Genomic DNA, 18546 nt, shown 5'->3' on the forward strand with positions numbered 1-18546 from the left:
AATGTCCGCTCAAGCTTCAGCGGAGATCTTCCATGCGCCCGTCTCGCCTGTCCTGCGCCGCCGCGATGTCGGCCGTCGTCCTCGCCTTTGCCGTTCCGGCCCTGGCGCAGGAGACCTCGCCTCAAAACAACGCCGAGATGGCCGCCATCTTCGCCGCCGACCAGGCCGTGCGTCAGGTCGCGCCCGAAAAATTCCGCGACCGCGCCTTTGTCAACGAGATGCTGGCCGCCGACGCCGCGCGCCGGGTCCAGACCCGCGCCCTGCTGGACGCCGGCGCGCTCCAGACCGGCGAGGACTACCGGGCCGCCGCCTTCGTCTTCCAGCACGGCTCTACGCCCGAGGATTATCTGCTGGCCCATAGCCTGGCCGTCGCCGCTGTGGACAAGGGCTCGCCCGAAGGCGCCTGGATCGCCGCCGCGACGCTGGATCGCTATCTGCAGATGACCGACAAGGCCCAGATCTACGGCACCCAGACCCGCAAGACCCGCGACGCCCCGGCCACCCTCGATCCCTACGACCGCGCCCTGATCCCCGACAGCCTGCGCGCCGTCTTCGGCGTCCCGCCCCAGTCGGAACAGGACGCCCGTCTGGCGGCCGTCAACGCCGCGGCGGAGGCCGCGGCGTCCAAGCCCTGATTGCTCAGTTCGCGGCCGGCTTCGGCGGGGCGTTCTTCACATACTGGTCTAGCCAGCGGGTCATCTCCCACAGGGTGTGGCCCACGGATTCCCGCGCGCGGTATCCATGCGCCTCCAGCGGCAGGGTGACGTAACGCGCCGTCGCCCCCAGCCCCTTCAGCGCCGCATAGAAGCGCTCGGACTGCACCGGGAAGGTGCCCGAGTTGTCGTCCGTCTCGCCGTGGATCAGCAGGATCGGTTCGTTCAGCTTGTTCGCATAGGTGAAGGGCGACATCTCGGTATAGACCTCGGTCGCCTCCCAATAGTTGCGCTGCTCGGACTGGAAGCCGAACGGCGTCAGGGTGCGGTTATAGGCGCCCGACCGCGCGATCCCGGTGCGGAACAGATCGCTGTGCGCCAGCAGGTTCGCCGTCATGAAGGCGCCGTAGCTGTGGCCGCCGACCGCGATCCGGTCGCGGTCCGCCACGCCCATGCCGACCACGGCGTCGACCGCAGCCTTCGCATCGGCGACCAGCTGCTCGACATAGGTGTCGTTCGGCTCGGCCCCGTCCTTGCCGATGATCGGCATGGAGGGGTTGTCGAAAATCGCATAGCCCTGGGTCAGCAGGAACAGATGGCTGGACCCGCCCGGCCGTACGAACCGGTTCTGCACGTCCACCGTCTGGCCCGCCACCGCCGCATCGGTGAATTCGGCCGGATAGGCCCACATCAGCATCGGCAGCGGCCCGTCGCGGTCCTTGTCGTAACCGGCCGGCAGATACAGCGTCCCCGACAGCTTGACCCCGTCGGCCCGCTCATAGGTCACCAGTTGCCGCGTCGCCTCGGCCAGTTGCGGCGCCGGATCGGGGAAGTTGGTCAGCCGCGTCGTCTGGCCCGTCGTCAGATCGCGGATCTGCAGGTTGGGCGGATCCAGCCGCGTCTCGCGCTGCGTCACCACCCGCTTGCCGTCCGCATCCAGGAAGCCGACCACGGCCTCGTAATCCGTATTGGCCGAGGTCCACAGCCGTTCGCTGCGTCCCGTCGCCGGGTCCATGGCGGCCAGGAAGGGGAACTCGCCCTGCGGCGTGGCGCCGGCGCCTGACATCAGAATGCGCCCCTGCGGATCGAAACGGATCACCGAACGGCCCTGCGCATTCGGCTGGGTCACCGGCTGGCCCGGATTGTCGTAGCGCGCCTGATAGTTCCGCTCCAGCAGCACCCGGCCCTCGCCAGGATTGGACGGATCGACCACGAACCGCGTCTCGTGCCGGGTGTTGAACCAGCGGCTGTTGACGATGGCTAGGTCGTCCTTGCCCCAGACGACGCCGCCAAACCGTTCCTTCAGGTCGATCAGCTTGACGGGCTCGGCCGTGAACGGCGCCGCCTGCATGAAGACCCGGTCCCGGAACTCGGCCGCCTTGCGGATGTCCCCGCCGTCCAGCGCCTCGACCCAGGTCAGGGTCGCCGGCGCATCGGCCCGCCATTCGACCGAGCGCGGCCCCGGCGCCACGGCGTCGAAGGCGGTCGGCACATCGTCCCTCAGCGGCAGGTCGGCGACCGTGCGCACCACGCGACCGTTCAGATCCGTCACCACGATCTCGGTCGGGAATAGGTCGTCCGGCACCGCATAGGAGTAGGGCCGCTTGGCGATCTCATGCAGGATGTATTTGCCGTCCGGCGACACCGACGCGTCCAGATAGACCGCCGGCGCCCCGATCGTCCTTGCACGGCCGTTCAGCGGAACCAGCGTCAGCTGGCTGGTGAAATAATGGTCGAACAGGGCCTCGTCGCCAGGGTTCGACAACAGGTCCTGATAGGTCCGCACCGGCGCGACCCGCCCGGCCGTCTCCTCGATGTTCGGCCCCGTGGGCGCCGCCGTCACGTCCGGCGCCGGACCGCGTCCCGCCGGCACCGCCTCGACCAGCAGGCCCGAACTGTCGGGCAGCCACTCATAACCCGTCCCGCCGGTCATATTGACCACCGGATCGGTCAGCTTGCGCGCCCGCGCCGAGGCCACGTCCACCACCCACAGCTCCAGCCCCGTCGGCCGGTCCAGCACGAAGGCCAGCGACTTGGCGTCCGGCGAGAACCGCGGCGCCGTGAACCGCGCGCCGTCGGGCAGGGCCACGACGCGAGGTTGCCCGCCATCCACCGCCTGCAGGCTCAGACCCGTCAGCCACGCCACCCGGCTTTCGGCCGCGCCATTGTTCCTCGGATTGATCCGCGTCCCCGCCAACCGCAGCATCGGCTCGGCCAGGGCCTTGATGCTGGGCAGGTTGGACCGGTCCATCAACACCAGCGTCCGCCGATCCGGGCTCAGCATCGACGACGGCGTCGGCTTGGCGTCCAGGATGTCCGCGATCGGCGCCGGCGGCTGCTGATAGACCATCGGCCCCGCAGCCGGCCCCGCGTTCTGGGCTAACGCCCCACCCGACACGCCGCTCAGCAGCACCGCCGCCAGAACCAGCCCAACCCCACGTCCACGCATCATCATCGTCTGAAGTCCCCACAAATCCCGAACCCCAGACCTAACCCCGCCTTTCCACCGCCGACAACCCGTTTCGGCGTTACAGTGTCACATTGGCGCGGCGACGCCTGCGCCTGGCCCAGTCGATCCTCGACATATCGCTGATATTCCAGATTGCCGCAGTCGGGCTTCGGCGTTAAGTTTCGCCGGAAACATCGGGGGGTGTGTCATGGCGACTGCGAACAGGATGGGCGGGGCCGACCGCACTTCGGACCGCGTCTTTCCGGGGCTGGCCGTCGTCATGGCGCTTGTCGTCGTGGCAGGCTTTTCGCTTCAGCTCGCCATGGGCCGTTCCAGCTTCGAGGCCCCGCTGCTGGTCCACGCCCACGCCGTGGTCTTCATGGGCTGGGTCGTCATCTTCCTGGTTCAGAACCTGTTGATCGCCACGGGCCAACTGCGTTGGCACCGACCGCTGGGCTGGCTGGCGGCTGCATGGCTGGCGCCCATGCTGATCCTGGGCTGGCTGGTCACCGAGGCCATGGTGCGTCGGGGCGACGTGCCCTTCTTCTTCCGGCCCTTGCAGTTTCTGGTCTTCGATCCCCTCTCGCTCGCGACCTTCGTCGGCCTCACCATCGCGGCGGTGTGGCTTCGTCGGTCGACGGACTGGCATCGCCGCCTGCACTATTCCGCCATGGCGATCCTGCTGGGGCCGGCGGTCGGTCGGCTTTTGCCCATGCCCTTGCTGATCCCCTGGGCCTGGGAGGCGACGACGCCCGTCACCCTGGCGTTTCCGGTCATCGGCATGATCATCGATCTGGCGAAGACCCGCCGGATCCACCCCGCCTGGTTCTGGGGTCTGGGGGTTCAGATCGCCATGATCGCGGCGATCGAGGCACTCACCTGGTCGCCGCTCGGCCTTCAGCTTTACCAGACCGTCACGGCCGGTTCTCCCGGCGCGGCCGTCGCGCCGCTGGCCTTCCCCACGCCCCCCCGGTCCGCCGCCAGGGGTCTGAGCACGACGCAGAGGCGCAGACCGCGTCCCTACCCCGCCAGCAGCGCCTCGACCTGATCGCGCTCCGGCGCCGAGGGCTGCGCGCCCGGGCGGGTCGCGGCGAAGGCTCCGGCGGCGCAGGCGAAGCGCAGCGCCTCGGCCGGGTCCATACCTTCCAGCAAAGCGACGGTAATGGCGGCGACGAAGGCGTCGCCGGCGCCCGTCGCATCGACCGCCTCGACGGCGGGCGGGGTCGCCCAGGCCATCTCGACGCCGCGCTGATACATGGCCGCGCCCCGCGCGCCCTTGGTGACGACCACTCGGCCGCCGCCCCGGTGCAGGCCATCGCCATAGAAGGCCGCCTCGGTCTCGTTGACGACGATCAGGTCGGCGCGGCGCAGCAGCAGTTCCGACACCGGCGCGGCGGGCGCCAGGTTGGCGCAGACGAAGCCGGTCGCCCGGCCCACCGCCGCCTCGACCGTCTCGATCGGCAGCTCCAGCTGTACGATCAGCGCCCCCTCGATCCGCTGGGGCAACTGTTCAGGCGTGACCATGTGGTTGGCGCCGGCCGCCACCACGATCTGGTTCTCGCCGGTCGGATCGACGGCGATCAAGGCGACGCCCGTCGGGGCCGCCACATCCACCTCCACCCCGGCCAGATCGACGCCCAGATCCTCCATCAGGGCCAGGGCCTCGCCGGCCATGGCGTCGTTGCCGACACGCCCGATCAGGCTGACCTCGGCCCCCAGCTTCTCGGCCGCCAGCGCCTGGTTGGCGCCCTTGCCGCCGGGATGGCGCGCCAGGGTCGCCCCGGTCACCGTCTCGCCCGGCGCCGGCAGTTGGGGCGCGGTGGCCACCAGATCCAGATTGATCGAGCCGACGACGGTGATCCTCATGCGCCGGCCTCCAGCGCCTGAGCCTTCAGAGCTTGGGCCTTCAGAGCTTGAGCCTTCAGCTTGGCGACGATCAGGTCGAACACCCCTTGCGCGTCAGCCGCGACGGCCCAGAGATGCCGCGCCGTCGCCGGATCGATCCGGAACTCGACCGCCGTATGCCCGCGCGTCAGATCCGAACCCGTCTCCACCTCGATCCGGCAGGGCTTCGTCTCGAACAGGTCAGGCTGGATCAGCCAGGCGATGGGACACGGGTCATGCAACGGCGCCCCCCAATCGAAAGTGGGCCAGCCCACGATCTCGCGCTCCACCCGCTGCGAGAACCGCAGCGTCGACGCCGCCGCCCGCGCGGCCTCGCTGTCGATGGCCTCTATCGCCGCGATCCGGGCCTCGGTCGCGCGCACCTGATGGGTCGCATCCAGGCCGAAGGCGACGACCTGACACCTCGATCCGAACACCACCGCCGCCGCATCCGGATCGGCCCAAATGTTGAACTCGGCGGATGCGGTGACATTGCCGCCTTCCGACCGCGCCCCCCCCATGACGACCACCGGCCCCAGCCGTTCGGCCAGCCGCCGCTCGCGCCGCATCGCCAGCGCCAGATTGGTCATCGGCCCCAGAACGGCGATGGCGACCGAACCTTCGGGCCGGCTCATCACCAGATCGACGATGGCGTTCGCGGCCGGCCCGTCGCCGACGATCCCCGTCGGTTCGAACGGCTCCAGATCGCCCAGACCCTCGACGCCGTGAAACTCGCCCGCCCCCGCCGGCGGACGTTTCAGCGGCCGCTCCGCCCCGCCGAAAACCGGCACGTCCTCGCGCCCGGCGATCTGGCGGATGATCCGCGCATTGCGCTGGGTCTTCGCGCCGGGGACATTGCCCCCGACCGTGGTGACGGCCAGCAACTCCAGCTCGGGCGCGGCGAAGGCCAGAAACAGCGCCACGGCGTCGTCCACGCCGGGGTCGCAATCGATGATCAGGGACTGAATAGACACCGCCCATGACTAGGCAGGCCGGCCGCGCGGAGCAAGCCGCAACCGCGCCTCAGACCCGACACGCTTCCACGCACGCCTGGGCCAGCACCTCGGCCGAATCCGTCAGGGGGACCGGCGCATCCTCGGCCTTCAGCAACAGCGGAACTTCGGTGCAGCCCGCGATCAGCCCGTGCGCGCCCGCGTCCGCCAAGGCCTGGGCCAGCCGCAACATCCCTGCCCGCGCCGCCTCGCCGACATCGCCGCGCTTGACCCCATAGACCAGCGCCATGAAGGCCTCGCGGTCCGCGCCCTCCAGCAGCACCGTCTCGAGCCCGCGCGCCGCCAGCGCCTGCGTGTAGAGCCGCTCGCCCCCCGGCGTCGCCAGCACGCCGATCCGCTTAACTCCAGAGGCCGCCGCCGCGTCCGCCGTCGCCGCAATCATGTCGATGAAGCCCAGGCCCTTCGACTCGCACGCCGCGCGGATCCCGCCGGCCTGGGCGTGGGCGGTGTTGCAGGGCATGGCGATCACCTCGGCCCCCGCCGCCGCCAGCCCCTCGGCCATCTGCCCCAGCACTGCCTCGGCCTCGCCCGGCCGCGTGTTGCGATCGGGAACCTGGGGGTTCAGGTCCATCACCACCCGGATATGATCGGCGTCCCCGTCCGCCGGCGTCAACGCCTGCACCCGCGCCAGAAACGCCACCGTCGCCGCCGGTCCCATGCCGCCGATCACGCCCAGGATCTTGCTCATCGCATCACGCCCCATCCCACGACCGCCGCGGCGGCCAGAACTGCCGGCACGGCGTAGCGGCTCTGCCAGGCCCACGCCACCGCCAGGGCGCCCGCAAAGATCGCTGCAGCCGCCGCCATCGACGGCGCCCGCTGCAAGGTCGCCCAGCCCAGCTCCACGCTGGTCGCGGCGATGATCCCTACGACGGCGGCCGCGACCCCGGCCAGACCGTCGTGCAGCCGCCGGTCCTCGACCACCGCCTCCAGCCGTTCATAGAAGATCATCGAAAAGGCGAAGGCGGGCGCGAACACCCCGGCCGTCATCGCCAGCGCCCCGCCCCAGCCCGCGACCACGAAGCCGACAAAGGTGCAAAAGATCACCAGCGGCGCCGGGATCACTCCCGCAAAGGCGATCCCGTCCAGAAACGCCCCATCGTCGATCAGCCCGCGCCCCACCGTATCGGCGCGCACATAGGGAATGGCGGTATAGGCGCCGCCGAACGTCAGCAGCCCCGCCTTCAGCCCCGTCCAGAACATCGCGACCCAGCCGCCATCGCCCGCCGGCCCCGCCGTCTGTCCAAACACCGGCCCGCCGTCCCCCAGCCCGTGCATCGCCAAGGCTGCGAGAACCGCCAGCGCCACGACCCCGACGGCCAGGCCGACCCGCCCGACCCGGACCAGCAGATAGGCCGCCCCGCCCGCCGCCAGCACGATCCAGAAGGCCGCTCCCGCCAGGGTCGCCGCAAAGCCGACGACGGCGACGGCCCACAGCCAGCGATCCTCCAGAATATGCGATCCGATCTTGCAGACGGCGCGCACGATCACCGCGACCACCGCCGACTGAACCCCCAGGAACGCCCCGGCCAGCAGGCCCACGACCGGCGACAGCGCCACATAGGCCCAGCCGATCCCCAGCATCAGGATCAGCCCCGGCAGCATGAACCCCAGGCCCGCCAGCAGACCGCCCATCCGCCCCCGCGCCCGCATGCCCATATGCACGCACAGCTCGTGCGCCTCCGGCCCCGGCAGGATCTGCAACACCGCCAGCAGCCGGTTGAACCGCGCGCTGGACATCCACCGGCCCTGATCGACCAGCTCGCGCCGGATCATCGCGATCTGCGCCACCGGCCCGCCAAACGCCAGCAGCCCGAACCGCAGGAACCGCAGAAACACCGCCGTCAAAGACAGCGCCGGCGGAACAGGTTCGATCTCGCGCACCGTCACCCGCCGCCCCCGTCTTCACCGCTTCGAGCCCGCGCGATCCGATAGGGCCCCGCACGCATCGCCAGCGGCCGTCCCTTCCAGCTCAGTCGCACCGCGCCCTCGTCCACCAGGGCGTCCACCGCAGCGTGAACGTCAGGCATCGCCTCGCGCCACGCGCCGGCTTCGCCCGCAACCGCCCGCGCGACTTCGCTGGGGCAGACGGTGGCGTCCTCGGACCGGGCGGCCAGCAGCGCCAGCGTGGCCTCGCGCGGATCCATGACGGACGTCGCGCCTACAGCGCCCCTTCGATCTCGGTCTGATAGCCGAACAGCCCCTGCGCTCCGCCGGTGTGCAGGAAGACCACTGTCTCGCCCTTGAATTGTCCGGCCCGCGCCAGGGCGATCAGCCCCTTCATCGCCTTGCCCGAATAGACCGGGTCCAGCACGATCCCGTCCAGACGCGCGGCCAGGGTCAGGGCGTCGATCACCCTCTGGTCGATCAGGCCATAGCCCTCGCCGACATAGTCGCAGTCGGCGACGACCATCTCCCGCGTCACCCGGCCCGGCTGGCCCAGCAGGGCGGCCGTCTCCTCGGCCAGTTTGAAGACGTTCGCCTCTTGCCTGTCCTTGGGCGCCCGCACCCCGATGCCCAGCACGGGAATGTCCGCCCCCATGACCGCCAGCCCGGCGACCAGGCCCGCGTGGGTGCCCGCGCTGCCCGTCGCCGTCACGATGCGGTGGACCTCCAGATCCATCTCATCGGCCTGGACCACGATCTCGCGCGCACAATCGACATAGCCCAAAGCCCCCGTTGGGTTCGATCCGCCGCCGGGAATGACATAGGGCTTGCCGCCCCGCGCCCGCACCTCGGCCACCGTCTTCTCCAGCTCGGCGACCATGTCCGTCCCGCCCGGCACGGTGCGCAGGGTTGCGCCGAACAGCCGGTCCAGCAGCACGTTGCCGTTGCCGACATAGTCCGTCGCCTTGGACCCCGTCCGCTCTTCCAGAATGATCTCGCAGGCCAGACCGTGGGCGGCCGCCGCCGCTGCGGTCTGGCGCACATGGTTCGACTGCACCGCCCCTTGCGTCACCAGGGTGTCGGCGTCCTGTTCGAACGCCGCGCCCAGCAGGAACTCCAGCTTGCGGGTCTTGTTGCCGCCGCCGGCCAGGCCGGTGCAGTCGTCGCGCTTGATCCACAGATCCAGACCCAACTCCTCCGACAGGCGAGGCAGCGGCTCCAGCGGCGTCGGCAGATGGGCCAGGCGGATGCGGGCGAAACGGGCGAGATGCATGGGACGGTTTCCTGTTCGACGTCTTGATAGCCCGCGCCCGTGACATTCAAAAGCGCCAGCCCAGCCCACCGGCCCAAGCCGCCCGCCCCTTCGCCCCGCCCTCGACCTCAGCCCGGCGCGCCGGCCTCGGCCACACGCGTCGGCGCAACGAAAGCGGCGTCGCACAGGGCCTGGGCGAAGGCGTGGGACGTGACCGCCTGCCGGTCCATCAGGGCGTCCAGCACCCCGGCCCCCGCATCCACCGTCACGACCAGCGGATAACGCCCGACCACCTGACCGCCCTGCGCCGGATCGCGCAGTTCGGCGGTCGCCCGCATCCGGTGTTCGGCGGGATCGCCGGCCAGAATGGCCAGGCGCGGCGCCCGGCTCAGCGCCTCGACATGGATGCTCAGGTTCAGCCGATGCCGGCCGCCGGCGCACAGCCCCATTTCGTTCAGCACCTCGTCGTTGAAGGTGTCGGCGAAGTCGTCCTCGGCATCCAGCCAGCCGGTCGTGGTCGTAACGCTGCCGATCCGCGCCTGCTCGGCCATGGCGGGCGACAGGGCCATCGGCTCGCCGCCGACCTCCACCGAGGCGCAGGCCATCAATCCCGCGCACGCCAGAAACGCCAGGATGGCGGTCGTCTTGATCTGTTTCATCGTTCCCTCTCCCTCGATGACGCGACTAAGCTTGGCTGCGAATGAACGCCGCCTGAACGCCGTTCGACAAGCGGTCCGGAGCCAAAGCCGACGTCCAAGCGTTGCCGCCGCATGACCGCCGCCGCGCCACCCTTGGATCTGCAACGCGAGCGCGCCTATGTCCGCGATCTGGGCCGCGCCTTCGCCGGCGCCCTGGTGTTCAACATCCCGCTGTTGATGACGATGGAGATGTGGGCGCAGGGCGTGATCATGGACCGCTGGTTGCTGCTGACCTTCATCGTCGCCGGCCTGCCGCTGCTTTACGGCCTGGCCTATTACGCCGGCTTCTCCAAGCGGCGCGGGCCGGTCAACGATGCGCTGGACACCGCCGTGGCCCTGGCCGTCGGCTTCATCACCGCCTCTGTGCTGCTGATCCTGTTCGGCGTCGTCGAATGGGACGCGCCGCCGCGCGAGGGCCTGGGCATGGTCGCGCTTCAGGCCATTCCCGGCGCCATGGGCGCGCTTCTGGCCCGGCGTCAGCTCAGCGGCGACGGCGGGGGAGACACGGATGAGGATCAGGCCTCCTATTTCGGCGAACTGTTCCTGATGGCGGCCGGCGCCCTGTTCTTCGCCCTGAACGTGGCTCCTACCGAGGAGATGATCCTGATCGCCTACAAGGCGACGCCCGCCCACATCCTGGCCCTGATCGCCGTCTCCATCCTTCTGCTCCACCTGATCGTCTTCAAGGCGGGCTTCGCCGGCCAGGAAGAGGCCGATCATCCGATCAAGGCCTTCCTGCATTTCACCCTGCCCGGCTATGCCATCGCCCTGGCCGTCAGCCTGTTCACCCTATTCCTGTTCGGGCGCACCGACGGCCATGCCGTCGCCGGCGTGGTCCAGACCATGGTCGTCCTGGGCTTCCCCGCCGCCATCGGCGCCGCCGCCGCCCGTCTGTTGGTCTGACCCCATGCCCACGAAGAAGAAGCCCGCCGCGTCGACCCGCCCTCTGTTGCAATGGGGCATGGCCTTGCTCGGCGCCGTCATCACCCTGACCGCCATCGGCATCGTGGTGTGGGAGGCGCTCCAGCCCACGGCCCCGCCCGCGCTCAGCGCCCGCATCATCGCCGTGGACGTCACCGCCGCAGGCCAGGTCGCGACCGTCCGTGTCCAGAACGACGGCGACGACACCGCCGCCGCCGTGGACATCGAAGGGGTTCTGGGCGACCAGACCGCGACCGCCAGCCTGGACTACGTCCCCGGCCACGGCCACGCCAAGGCCTACCTCCGCTTCGACACCGATCCGCGCGCGGCGGCCGTCTCGGTCAAGGGCTGGTCGGCGCCCTAGAGGGCGCTCACGCCGCCTGGGCCAGCACCGCGTCCTGCATCCGCTCGACCGTCTGCTGGGGCGCGCCGGCGCCGTCCACCGTGGCCCGCAGCGTCTCTTCCAGCGCCGGGGTCACGCGCACGCTGGCCATGGCCCAGCCGGAAAAGCCGCGCGCCGGGATCAGCTTGCGCTCGATCACCACCACCTCGTCATGACGCGGATCGCCCGCCAGGCGCGTCATCAGCCGGTCCAGATCCTGCGCCGCCCCCTCCAGCACCTGCAGGAACCGCCCGTCGTGGATCAGCAGCGCCCCGGTCAGGTCGTCGCGTGCATTGTTCCGCTGCGACGTGGCCAGGATGTCCACCTGCATCAGCAGGCTGTCGGCATTGCCCCGCGCGCGGCTGGTGTAGAGGACGCGTTCCAGGTTCAGGCTCATATCCTCGTTTCACTCCGCCGACGCCGGCGTCCGGCCCAAGCTTTGCGCATAGCCCAATAAATCCGCCGCGCCTACAACGACTTATGTGCGGTTTCGGACAACTCGACATCCGCCGCGACGCGGGTTAGCCTGCAGGCGTTCTCCGGGGGGTCGCAATCGAGCGGCTGAGATAGAGGTTTCTCCTCTGACCCGTCGAACCTGATCCGGGTCATGCCGGCGAAGGGATGAGTAACGCTATCGGTCCTGACGTCACAGGACCCCTCGCGCCCGACGTCGGCGGACCTCAAACCGTTTGAGGCCGCCATGAACATCCAAGTCACCCCGCCCGCCCTGCCCGAAGAGCCCAACGTCGACCTCGCTCTCAAGGACGCGCGCGAACAGGTGATGAAGGAGACTGGGACCATCCCGACCGGCGAACGGGCCGGCAGCCGCAAGGTCTATGTCGCCGGCGAACTCTATCCCGACATCCGCGTCCCCTTCCGCGAGGTCGCCGTCCACCCCTCGGCCAACGAGCCGCCGGTGACGATCTACGATTCCTCCGGCCCCTACACCGACCCGACCGTCACCATCGACATCAAGCGCGGCCTGCCCCACGTCAAATCCAGCTGGCAGCTGGATCGCGGCGACATCGCCCCCGTCGCCAATCCGCGCGAGGTCAAGCCCGAGGACAACGGCCATGCGTCCGGCCGGCATCTGGCCCCGCGCTTCGACACCTCCCACCACCGCGTCTTCAAGGGCGTCGAGGGCCGCCCGGTCACCCAGTACGAATATGCGAAAGCGGGCGTCATCACGCCCGAGATGGAATATGTCGCCATCCGCGAGAACCTGCGCCGCGAGCAGAACAGCCCCTGCATCCGCGACGGCGAGGACTTCGGCGCCTCGATCCCCGACTTCGTGACGCCCGAGTTCGTCCGGCAGGAGATCGCGCGCGGCCGCGCCATCATCCCGCACAACATCAACCACCCCGAGGTCGAGCCGATGATCATCGGCCGCAACTTCCTGGTGAAGATCAACGCCAACATCGGCAACTCGGCGGTCCTGTCCTCCGTGGACGACGAGGTCGACAAGCTGGTCTGGGCCACTCGCTGGGGCGCCGACAATGTCATGGACCTGTCGACCGGACGCAACATCCACAACATCCGCGACTGGATCATCCGCAACTCGTCCGTCCCCATCGGCACCGTGCCCATCTATCAGGCGCTGGAGAAGGTGGGCGGCGTCGCCGAGGACCTGACGTGGGAGGTGTTCCGCGACACCCTGATCGAACAGGCGGAACAGGGCGTGGACTATTTCACCATCCACGCGGGCGTGCGCCTGCCGTTCGTGCCGATGACGGCCAAGCGGGTGACGGGCATCGTCTCGCGCGGCGGCTCCATCATGGCCAAATGGTGCCTGTCCCACCACAAGGAGAGCTTCCTCTACGAGCATTTCGAGGACATCTGCGACATCATGCGCGCCTATGATGTCAGCTTCAGCCTGGGCGACGGCCTGCGCCCCGGCTCCATCGCCGACGCCAATGACGAGGCCCAGTTCGCCGAGCTGCGCACCCTGGGCGAACTGACCAAGATCGCCTGGGCCAAGGGCTGCCAGGTCATGATCGAGGGCCCCGGCCACGTGCCGATGCACAAGATCAAGCAGAATATGGACGAGCAGCTGAAGCACTGCCACGAGGCGCCCTTCTATACGCTCGGGCCCCTCACCACCGACATCGCGCCGGGCTATGACCACATCACATCCGCGATCGGCGCGGCCATGATCGGCTGGTTCGGCACGGCCATGCTCTGCTACGTCACGCCCAAGGAGCACCTGGGCCTGCCGGATCGTCAGGACGTCAAGGACGGCGTCATCACCTACAAGATCGCCGCCCACGCCGCCGACCTGGCCAAGGGCCACCCCGCCGCCCGCCTGCACGACGACGCCCTGTCACGCGCCCGGTTCGAGTTCCGCTGGGAGGATCAGTTCAACTTAGGGCTCGACCCCGAAACCGCCCGCAAATACCACGACGCCACCCTGCCCAAGGAGGCCCACAAGACCGCCCACTTCTGCTCCATGTGCGGCCCCAAGTTCTGCTCGATGAAGATCAGCCAGGACATCCGCGACGCCGCGGCGGCCCAGAACGACGCCGGCGCCTCCCTGTCGGAAGCCGAAGCCGGCATGGCCGAAATGAGCGCGAAATTCAGGGCTGGGGGCGGCGTGGTGGAGGTTAAGGTTTAGGGGCTACACAATCGGTGGTCGTAGGCTTAGGCTTACCTCTAGGAGGGCCAATGAGAAACGACCAACGACAGTTTCAAGTCTATGATCTAGAAATCGCCGTCACCAAAAAGGGTGCTTCGGTGCCGAACATGCAGGCCGTTATGGATGCGTGGCAAAGGCGATACGCGGCGGGGCAGCTCCATTCGATCCGAGGTCGAACAGCGACACTTGTAATCGGCGGGATCAATGTAGATCAAGCCGCACAGACTGCTACGATTTTAGTACGTCTGTCAGATCAGATGGCGCCAAACAGCGTTTATTCAAACCCTGCAATGGGCGGTTTTAATGAACACTTGAAAGCAGCGCAGGAGGGGGCTGATTTCGGCTGCCACGTGTTGCTTTCCACCGCCCCAGAAGCTGGCTCACCAAACGTGTACACATGTGCCGTTGAGAAAGTAACTGGCCTCGCAGCCAGCCTCGTCCAGAGAATGCTCTCGAAGCTTCTGCACTACGAGTATCGTCAGAATCCCTCATTCTATCAGTACCCTCACCCGGGCGGCGGACGAGATGCGGCAGGAAACCCTCGAGTAGAGCGCTGTCGCCCGCATATCGAAATGCGCGGCCGCCCCTCGGAGACGCTCATTGACGACATCAATCGAGGCCAACTGACAGGAGTGTCCTTGGTCAAGGCTGAACAGGTTGCACCGATCGCGGGCGCTGCATTTCTCAGCAAGAAAAAAACCGAGCTTCAACTTTCGATTGACCACAACAACATGCCGGCCAACTTGTGGAATGGTCTTGTTACCGCACTTCGTCGCAACTCGCAGGCCTACGACTCAGCGAAAGTCTCCTACAAGGTGCCTGGCGTGAGCCGTACGGTCACTGTTGAGCTCGACGCTAGCACCGGCCAGCCGCTCGCAGATCTCTACGTCGAAGCTTTTGAGATTTCGAACCTGCGACCGATTCTGGCGCAGTCGTCACGCACGATCGTTCCCCATCTTGTTCAGGCTGCAATGCCGCAAGTTATCGCAAGGCGGACGATCTGATGGCACAAACCATCTCTTATGAACTTACCCGCGCTTGGGCTTATAGGCGCATTTCTCATCGCAGGATGTGGATTTACACACGCGCGCTGCCTTTGGTTTTAACGACCGTGGTTGGTTTCCTGTGGCTGGCACTTCCTGAAAAGCCAAACCTTGTAGGAGGACAAAGCATTTCGTCCTCAGCGCTTGCAATAATAGCTACCCTTCCAGGCTTCTATTTCGCCGGGCTAGCGGCTGTGGCCACTTTCGGTGGATCAGGCATGGACAAAATAATGCCCGCCCCCGCACCAACGCTGAAGACGGCCGTGAGCAACGGAATAATAGACAATGAACTTTCAAATAGGCAATTTTTGTCTTATTTATTTTCATATCTAGTATTTGTATCATTTGTTTTATGCATAATTCTTCTTATTTTCTCAAATTTTGGTCAATCGATTGAATTGCTAAGGAAATCTGCTGAGTCTATTGAAACTTATGGAAAAGTGGGTTGGTTATTTCTTTCGGCAGCAACATCCTTGGCGGTTCTGAGCCTCGCAGCCTCAATGATAATCTCCACTCTCCACGCTGTATTTTTTCTGACCGAGAAAATCCATCAGCCGTAGGCGCGACTGCTGAGCGACCTTAAAGCATGCCCACCCTCGTCCTCCTCGCCGGGCCGAACGGCGCCGGCAAGACCACCTTCATCAACCGCTTCCTACATCAGCGGGCGGAGGCGTTTCGGTTCGTGAACCCGGACGCGGTCTCCCTCTCCCGTTGGGAGAGGGCTTGAGCGCCTGAGAGCCGTCAGGCGATCAGACTTGCGCGAAAGGGTGAGGGTCGGACCTCGCCGCAGACGCACGACCCTCACCCGTTGGCTGCTTCGCGCCGCCCTTCGGGTCAGCCGAGACGCATCGCTGGCGCTCTGCGGGCTTCAAACCCTCTCCCAACGGGAGAGGGAATGCACAGCTAGCCCCCCCCTACCTATGCACGACGTCCCGGCCCCGGCCGTTGAAATCCCTAGCCTTTCGCGAAATCGGCGGCCTCTACCCGATCACGCTGCGGGGCGGCCTTAGACTGGCGGCGCGTCCTGTGTCGGGCGCGGGCGACAGGCCGGGGATGGGATGGACGACGACCACAGCTATGACGACGGCGGGTTCGAGGGGCCGCGCGATCCGTTTTACGATGCGATGACCCAGCAGGCGCTGGATCAGATCCGCATCCTGCGCGAGGCGGGTCTGGAGCAGACGTATCGCGACGCCCTGCATCACGATTCCTCGCCCGAGGCCGAGGCGGCCTTCTGGCGCGCGCACGGCCTGCCGATGCATCTGTTGCGGCTGCCCGATCTGGTCACCTCGGACCCCGCCGCGCGCGCGGCCGACCGGGTGCAGAACCGGGGCTATCGCCGCCTGTCGAAAGAGGCGTGGGAGGCGGCGGGCACGGCCTATCTGGCCGGGTCCTCGGCCGAGGAGGTCAGCGCCGTCTATGGCATGGCGGTCAGCACCTTTCGCGCCCGCGCCAGGGACGAAGGCTGGCGGCGCGAGGATCAGCCCGATCCGCTGCGCGAGCCGATCGACCTGGAGGCCGAGACGGCCGACGGTTTGCCCGACTATGGGGCCATGGCGGCCCACGCCCTGGTGCGGCTGAACCGGGCGCTTCAGGCCGGGCGCGCGCTCGAGGCCGCGCGCTGGGTGCGGCTGCACGCCGACCTGATCCGGATGGCGGCCTCCCCGCCGCCGTCCCCGCCCGCGCCGCCGCCCGCCAAGCTCCCGCCCCAACCGAAGGAACCGGACCTGGGCGAACGCGCCGCCGCCGTCGCCGAACAGGTCGGCCTGATCGCCCGCGAGGCCTGCGCCCTCAAACGCGGCGATTACGCCGGCCGCGACGCCCTGATGGCCCGCCTCGAGGCGCTCGACGACCTGAAACCTGCCCCGACATCAGACGAATTAGACGAAATAGACGGTGTTTTTGTCGCCCGACCGCCGGACTGACCGTCTCCTCCCCATCGCCTGCGATGGGGAGGGGGACCGCGCCCTTCGGGCGGGGTGGAGGGGCTCTTGAGGCCCTACAGACGTCGATTTTACAGAAGGAACCCCTCCGTCACGGCGCCAGGCGGCGCCGCGCCGCCTCTCCGCTGCGCAGGGAGGAGACGGCCTAGACCTCCGACGCGATCTTGCGCAGGGCCTCTTCGAACACCGAGGCCGGCTGGCCGCCCGAGATCAGATATTTGCCCTCGACCACCACGGCCGGGACCGAGGTGATGCCGCGCGCGCGCCACAGGTCTTCGGCCTGGCGCACGGCCTGGGCGCAGCGGCCCGAGGCCAGCACCTCGCCCGCCTCGGCCCGGTCCAGCCCGGCCTTTTCGGCGGCGGTGGTCAGGACGCCGGCGTCGGTCAGGTTCTTGTTCTCGGTGAAGTGGGCGGTGAAAAGCGCCTGCTTCAGGGCCTTCTGCCTGTCCGGCGCCGTCTCATGCGCCCAGTGCAGCAGCCGGTGGGCGTCGAAGGTGTTCCAGATGCGGCTGTCGTCGGTCATGCGCATGTCGAAGCCCACCTCGCCCGCCCGCTCGCGGATCATGGCGCGGTTGGCGGCGGACTGCTCAGGCGACGCGCCGTATTTGCGGCCGATGTGTTCGACGATGTTCTCGCCCTCAGGCGCGATCTGGGGGTTCAGCTCGAACGGCTGAAAGGCGATGTCGGCGGCGATCCCCTCGTCCTTCAGCGCGTCCAGGGCCGTGTCCAGCCCGCCCAGCCCCACCACGCACCAAGGGCAGACGACGTCCGAGACGAAGTCGATCTTCAGGGTCTTGAGCGGAGCGTTCATGGCGCGGCCTTCTGGAACAGCGTGTGTTGCATAAGGATATGGCGACGCCGCGCCGCGCGACAAGTCTCAGCCCAGGCTCAAATCCCTGGGCGGGCGAATCCGGCGCCAGCGCGCCTCCACGAAGGCGAAGGCGCCGAAGGCCATCAGCCCCGCCGCCGTCAGCCCCAGGATCCACGACCCGCCCGGCTGGGCCTCCAGCGCGTCCAGCGCCGCCGCCGTCGTCGTCACCTCGCCCGAGCGCGCATGCAGCCCCGCCAGAACCACGAACACACCCAAGGGCAGATAGGCGAACCCCCGCGCCGCATAGCCCGCTCGCGCCAACGCCGTCGCCGTGCCGCAGAAGGCCTTGGGGCAGGCCAGGGCGTCGTCGAAGTCGTCGCGGACGGCCCTGACGATATTGCCGACGCCGACGCCCAGCACCACCAGCCCGGCCCCGATCAGCAGCACCTCTCCGAACGGCATCCCCAGCAGCATGGCCGCCTTCTCCTGATTCTCGGCCACGCTCTCGGCTTGGGCCGCCGAGGCGTTCGTCGCCTCGCCGAACTCGTCCAGATATTCGAACACCCCCGACGCCAGCACGCCATAGAACAGGCCGCTGACGGCCTGGCCCGCCCGCGTCGTCCAGCCCTTCAGATCGCTGCCCTCGTGATCCGCGTCGAACACCGCCTGCAACACCCGCCAGCCGACGAAGGCCCACAGGCCCAGCCCCAGCAGCACCAGCCAGACCTTGCCGAACGGCTGCTCAGCCAGCCAGCCCGCCGCCCCGCTGGTCCCCACCGCGTCGCCGATCCGGTCCGTCGCCGCCAGCAGGGTCAGCGCCCCGGCCGACAGGTAAACGAAGCCTCGCGCCCCATAGCCGACCCGCGCCGCCCATTCGATCAGGGTCGCCAGCGGCGGCAGGCGAAGGGTCTTGGCGGCGTTCATGATGTCTCCCACGTCAGGACGCCCTCAACGCGCCGGCCAAGGCAAAGGCTCCGC

At 68.1% G+C, this 18546-nt stretch carries 19 protein-coding genes and 1 riboswitch; of the genes, 8 read left to right on the forward strand and 11 right to left on the reverse strand.

The window, feature by feature from the left end; genetic code table 11:
- Positions 1 to 32 precede the first annotated feature (32 nt).
- Positions 33 to 635 (forward strand): hypothetical protein, encoded by a 603-nt coding sequence (locus PFY01_RS15145; RefSeq protein WP_271041886.1) that lies wholly within the window; start codon positions 33 to 35, stop codon positions 633 to 635.
- Between the two features lie 4 nt (positions 636 to 639).
- Here the strand turns inward: PFY01_RS15145 and PFY01_RS15150 are convergent, their stop codons facing one another.
- Positions 640 to 3108: a prolyl oligopeptidase family serine peptidase gene (locus tag PFY01_RS15150; protein WP_271041887.1), complete on the reverse strand. Its 2469-nt coding sequence runs from the start codon at positions 3106 to 3108 to the stop codon at positions 640 to 642.
- Positions 3109 to 3310: 202 nt separating this feature from the next.
- Here PFY01_RS15150 and PFY01_RS15155 point away from each other — a divergent pair, with 202 nt between their 5' ends.
- Complete coding sequence (locus PFY01_RS15155; RefSeq protein ID WP_271041888.1) at positions 3311 to 4150, forward strand: hypothetical protein; 840 nt, start codon at positions 3311 to 3313, stop codon at positions 4148 to 4150.
- On the opposite strand, the gene PFY01_RS15160 is transcribed toward PFY01_RS15155, so the two are convergent.
- From PFY01_RS15160 to PFY01_RS15190, 7 genes are all read right to left on the reverse strand, one after another.
- On the reverse strand, positions 4123 to 4968 hold the full coding sequence (locus PFY01_RS15160; RefSeq protein ID WP_184279455.1) for a ribokinase: 846 nt from the start codon (positions 4966 to 4968) through the stop codon (positions 4123 to 4125). The genes PFY01_RS15155 and PFY01_RS15160 overlap by 28 nt on opposite strands.
- The gene (locus tag PFY01_RS15165) at positions 4965 to 5960 is read right to left on the reverse strand and encodes a nucleoside hydrolase (RefSeq protein WP_271041889.1); all 996 of its coding nucleotides are present in this window, start codon (positions 5958 to 5960) and stop codon (positions 4965 to 4967) included. Before PFY01_RS15165 ends, PFY01_RS15160 begins: the two co-directional genes overlap by 4 nt.
- 49 nt (positions 5961 to 6009) lie before the next feature.
- Positions 6010 to 6687 (reverse strand): aspartate/glutamate racemase family protein, encoded by a 678-nt coding sequence (locus PFY01_RS15170; RefSeq protein WP_271041890.1) that lies wholly within the window; start codon positions 6685 to 6687, stop codon positions 6010 to 6012.
- Complete coding sequence (gene chrA / locus PFY01_RS15175; protein WP_137722419.1) at positions 6684 to 7883, reverse strand: chromate efflux transporter; 1200 nt, start codon at positions 7881 to 7883, stop codon at positions 6684 to 6686. The genes PFY01_RS15170 and chrA overlap by 4 nt, the downstream gene beginning before the upstream one ends.
- Positions 7884 to 7885: 2 nt before the next feature.
- On the reverse strand, positions 7886 to 8146 hold the full coding sequence (locus PFY01_RS15180; protein WP_271041891.1) for a DUF3253 domain-containing protein: 261 nt from the start codon (positions 8144 to 8146) through the stop codon (positions 7886 to 7888).
- 14 nt (positions 8147 to 8160) lie between these two features.
- Positions 8161 to 9159 carry a D-cysteine desulfhydrase gene (locus tag PFY01_RS15185; RefSeq protein ID WP_271041892.1) on the reverse strand — a complete coding sequence of 333 codons (999 nt, stop codon included), beginning with the start codon at positions 9157 to 9159 and terminating at the stop codon, positions 8161 to 8163.
- A gap of 107 nt (positions 9160 to 9266) precedes the next feature.
- The gene (locus PFY01_RS15190) at positions 9267 to 9797 is read right to left on the reverse strand and encodes a hypothetical protein (RefSeq protein WP_271041893.1); all 531 of its coding nucleotides are present in this window, start codon (positions 9795 to 9797) and stop codon (positions 9267 to 9269) included.
- 111 nt (positions 9798 to 9908) lie between these two features.
- Here PFY01_RS15190 and PFY01_RS15195 point away from each other — a divergent pair, with 111 nt between their 5' ends.
- Together PFY01_RS15195 and PFY01_RS15200 are read left to right on the forward strand one after the other, a co-directional pair.
- Positions 9909 to 10739, forward strand: coding sequence for a TIGR02587 family membrane protein (locus PFY01_RS15195; RefSeq protein ID WP_271041894.1), 831 nt, complete (start codon positions 9909 to 9911; stop codon positions 10737 to 10739).
- A gap of 4 nt (positions 10740 to 10743) precedes the next feature.
- Positions 10744 to 11121, forward strand: a complete 378-nt coding sequence (locus tag PFY01_RS15200) for a hypothetical protein (protein ID WP_271041895.1) — start codon at positions 10744 to 10746, stop codon at positions 11119 to 11121.
- A 7-nt stretch (positions 11122 to 11128) separates the two neighbouring features.
- Here the strand turns inward: PFY01_RS15200 and PFY01_RS15205 are convergent, their stop codons facing one another.
- On the reverse strand, positions 11129 to 11536 hold the full coding sequence (locus PFY01_RS15205; protein WP_271041896.1) for a BLUF domain-containing protein: 408 nt from the start codon (positions 11534 to 11536) through the stop codon (positions 11129 to 11131).
- Positions 11537 to 11669: 133 nt separating this feature from the next.
- Positions 11670 to 11779: riboswitch (TPP riboswitch) on the forward strand.
- Between the two features lie 141 nt (positions 11780 to 11920).
- Between PFY01_RS15205 and thiC the strand changes: the two genes are divergently transcribed.
- The 4 genes from thiC (at position 11921) to PFY01_RS15225 (ending at position 16739) form a co-directional block, all read left to right on the forward strand.
- Positions 11921 to 13750, forward strand: coding sequence for a phosphomethylpyrimidine synthase ThiC (gene thiC, locus PFY01_RS15210; RefSeq protein WP_420197078.1), 1830 nt, complete (start codon positions 11921 to 11923; stop codon positions 13748 to 13750).
- A gap of 50 nt (positions 13751 to 13800) precedes the next feature.
- On the forward strand, positions 13801 to 14775 hold the full coding sequence (locus PFY01_RS15215; protein ID WP_271041898.1) for a hypothetical protein: 975 nt from the start codon (positions 13801 to 13803) through the stop codon (positions 14773 to 14775).
- Positions 14775 to 15374: a hypothetical protein gene (locus tag PFY01_RS15220; RefSeq protein WP_271041899.1), complete on the forward strand. Its 600-nt coding sequence runs from the start codon at positions 14775 to 14777 to the stop codon at positions 15372 to 15374. Before PFY01_RS15215 ends, PFY01_RS15220 begins: the two co-directional genes overlap by 1 nt.
- 498 nt (positions 15375 to 15872) lie before the next feature.
- Positions 15873 to 16739, forward strand: a complete 867-nt coding sequence (locus PFY01_RS15225; protein ID WP_271041900.1) for a hypothetical protein — start codon at positions 15873 to 15875, stop codon at positions 16737 to 16739.
- 163 nt (positions 16740 to 16902) lie between these two features.
- Here the strand turns inward: PFY01_RS15225 and PFY01_RS15230 are convergent, their stop codons facing one another.
- Together PFY01_RS15230 and PFY01_RS15235 are read right to left on the reverse strand one after the other, a co-directional pair.
- Positions 16903 to 17568 (reverse strand): DsbA family oxidoreductase, encoded by a 666-nt coding sequence (locus tag PFY01_RS15230; protein WP_271041901.1) that lies wholly within the window; start codon positions 17566 to 17568, stop codon positions 16903 to 16905.
- A gap of 66 nt (positions 17569 to 17634) precedes the next feature.
- On the reverse strand, positions 17635 to 18492 hold the full coding sequence (locus tag PFY01_RS15235) for a DUF1206 domain-containing protein (protein WP_153923352.1): 858 nt from the start codon (positions 18490 to 18492) through the stop codon (positions 17635 to 17637).
- Between the last annotated feature and the right edge of the window lie 54 nt (positions 18493 to 18546).

This window comes from Brevundimonas vesicularis, from assembly GCF_027886425.1.
Lineage (GTDB): Bacteria > Pseudomonadota > Alphaproteobacteria > Caulobacterales > Caulobacteraceae > Brevundimonas > Brevundimonas vesicularis_C.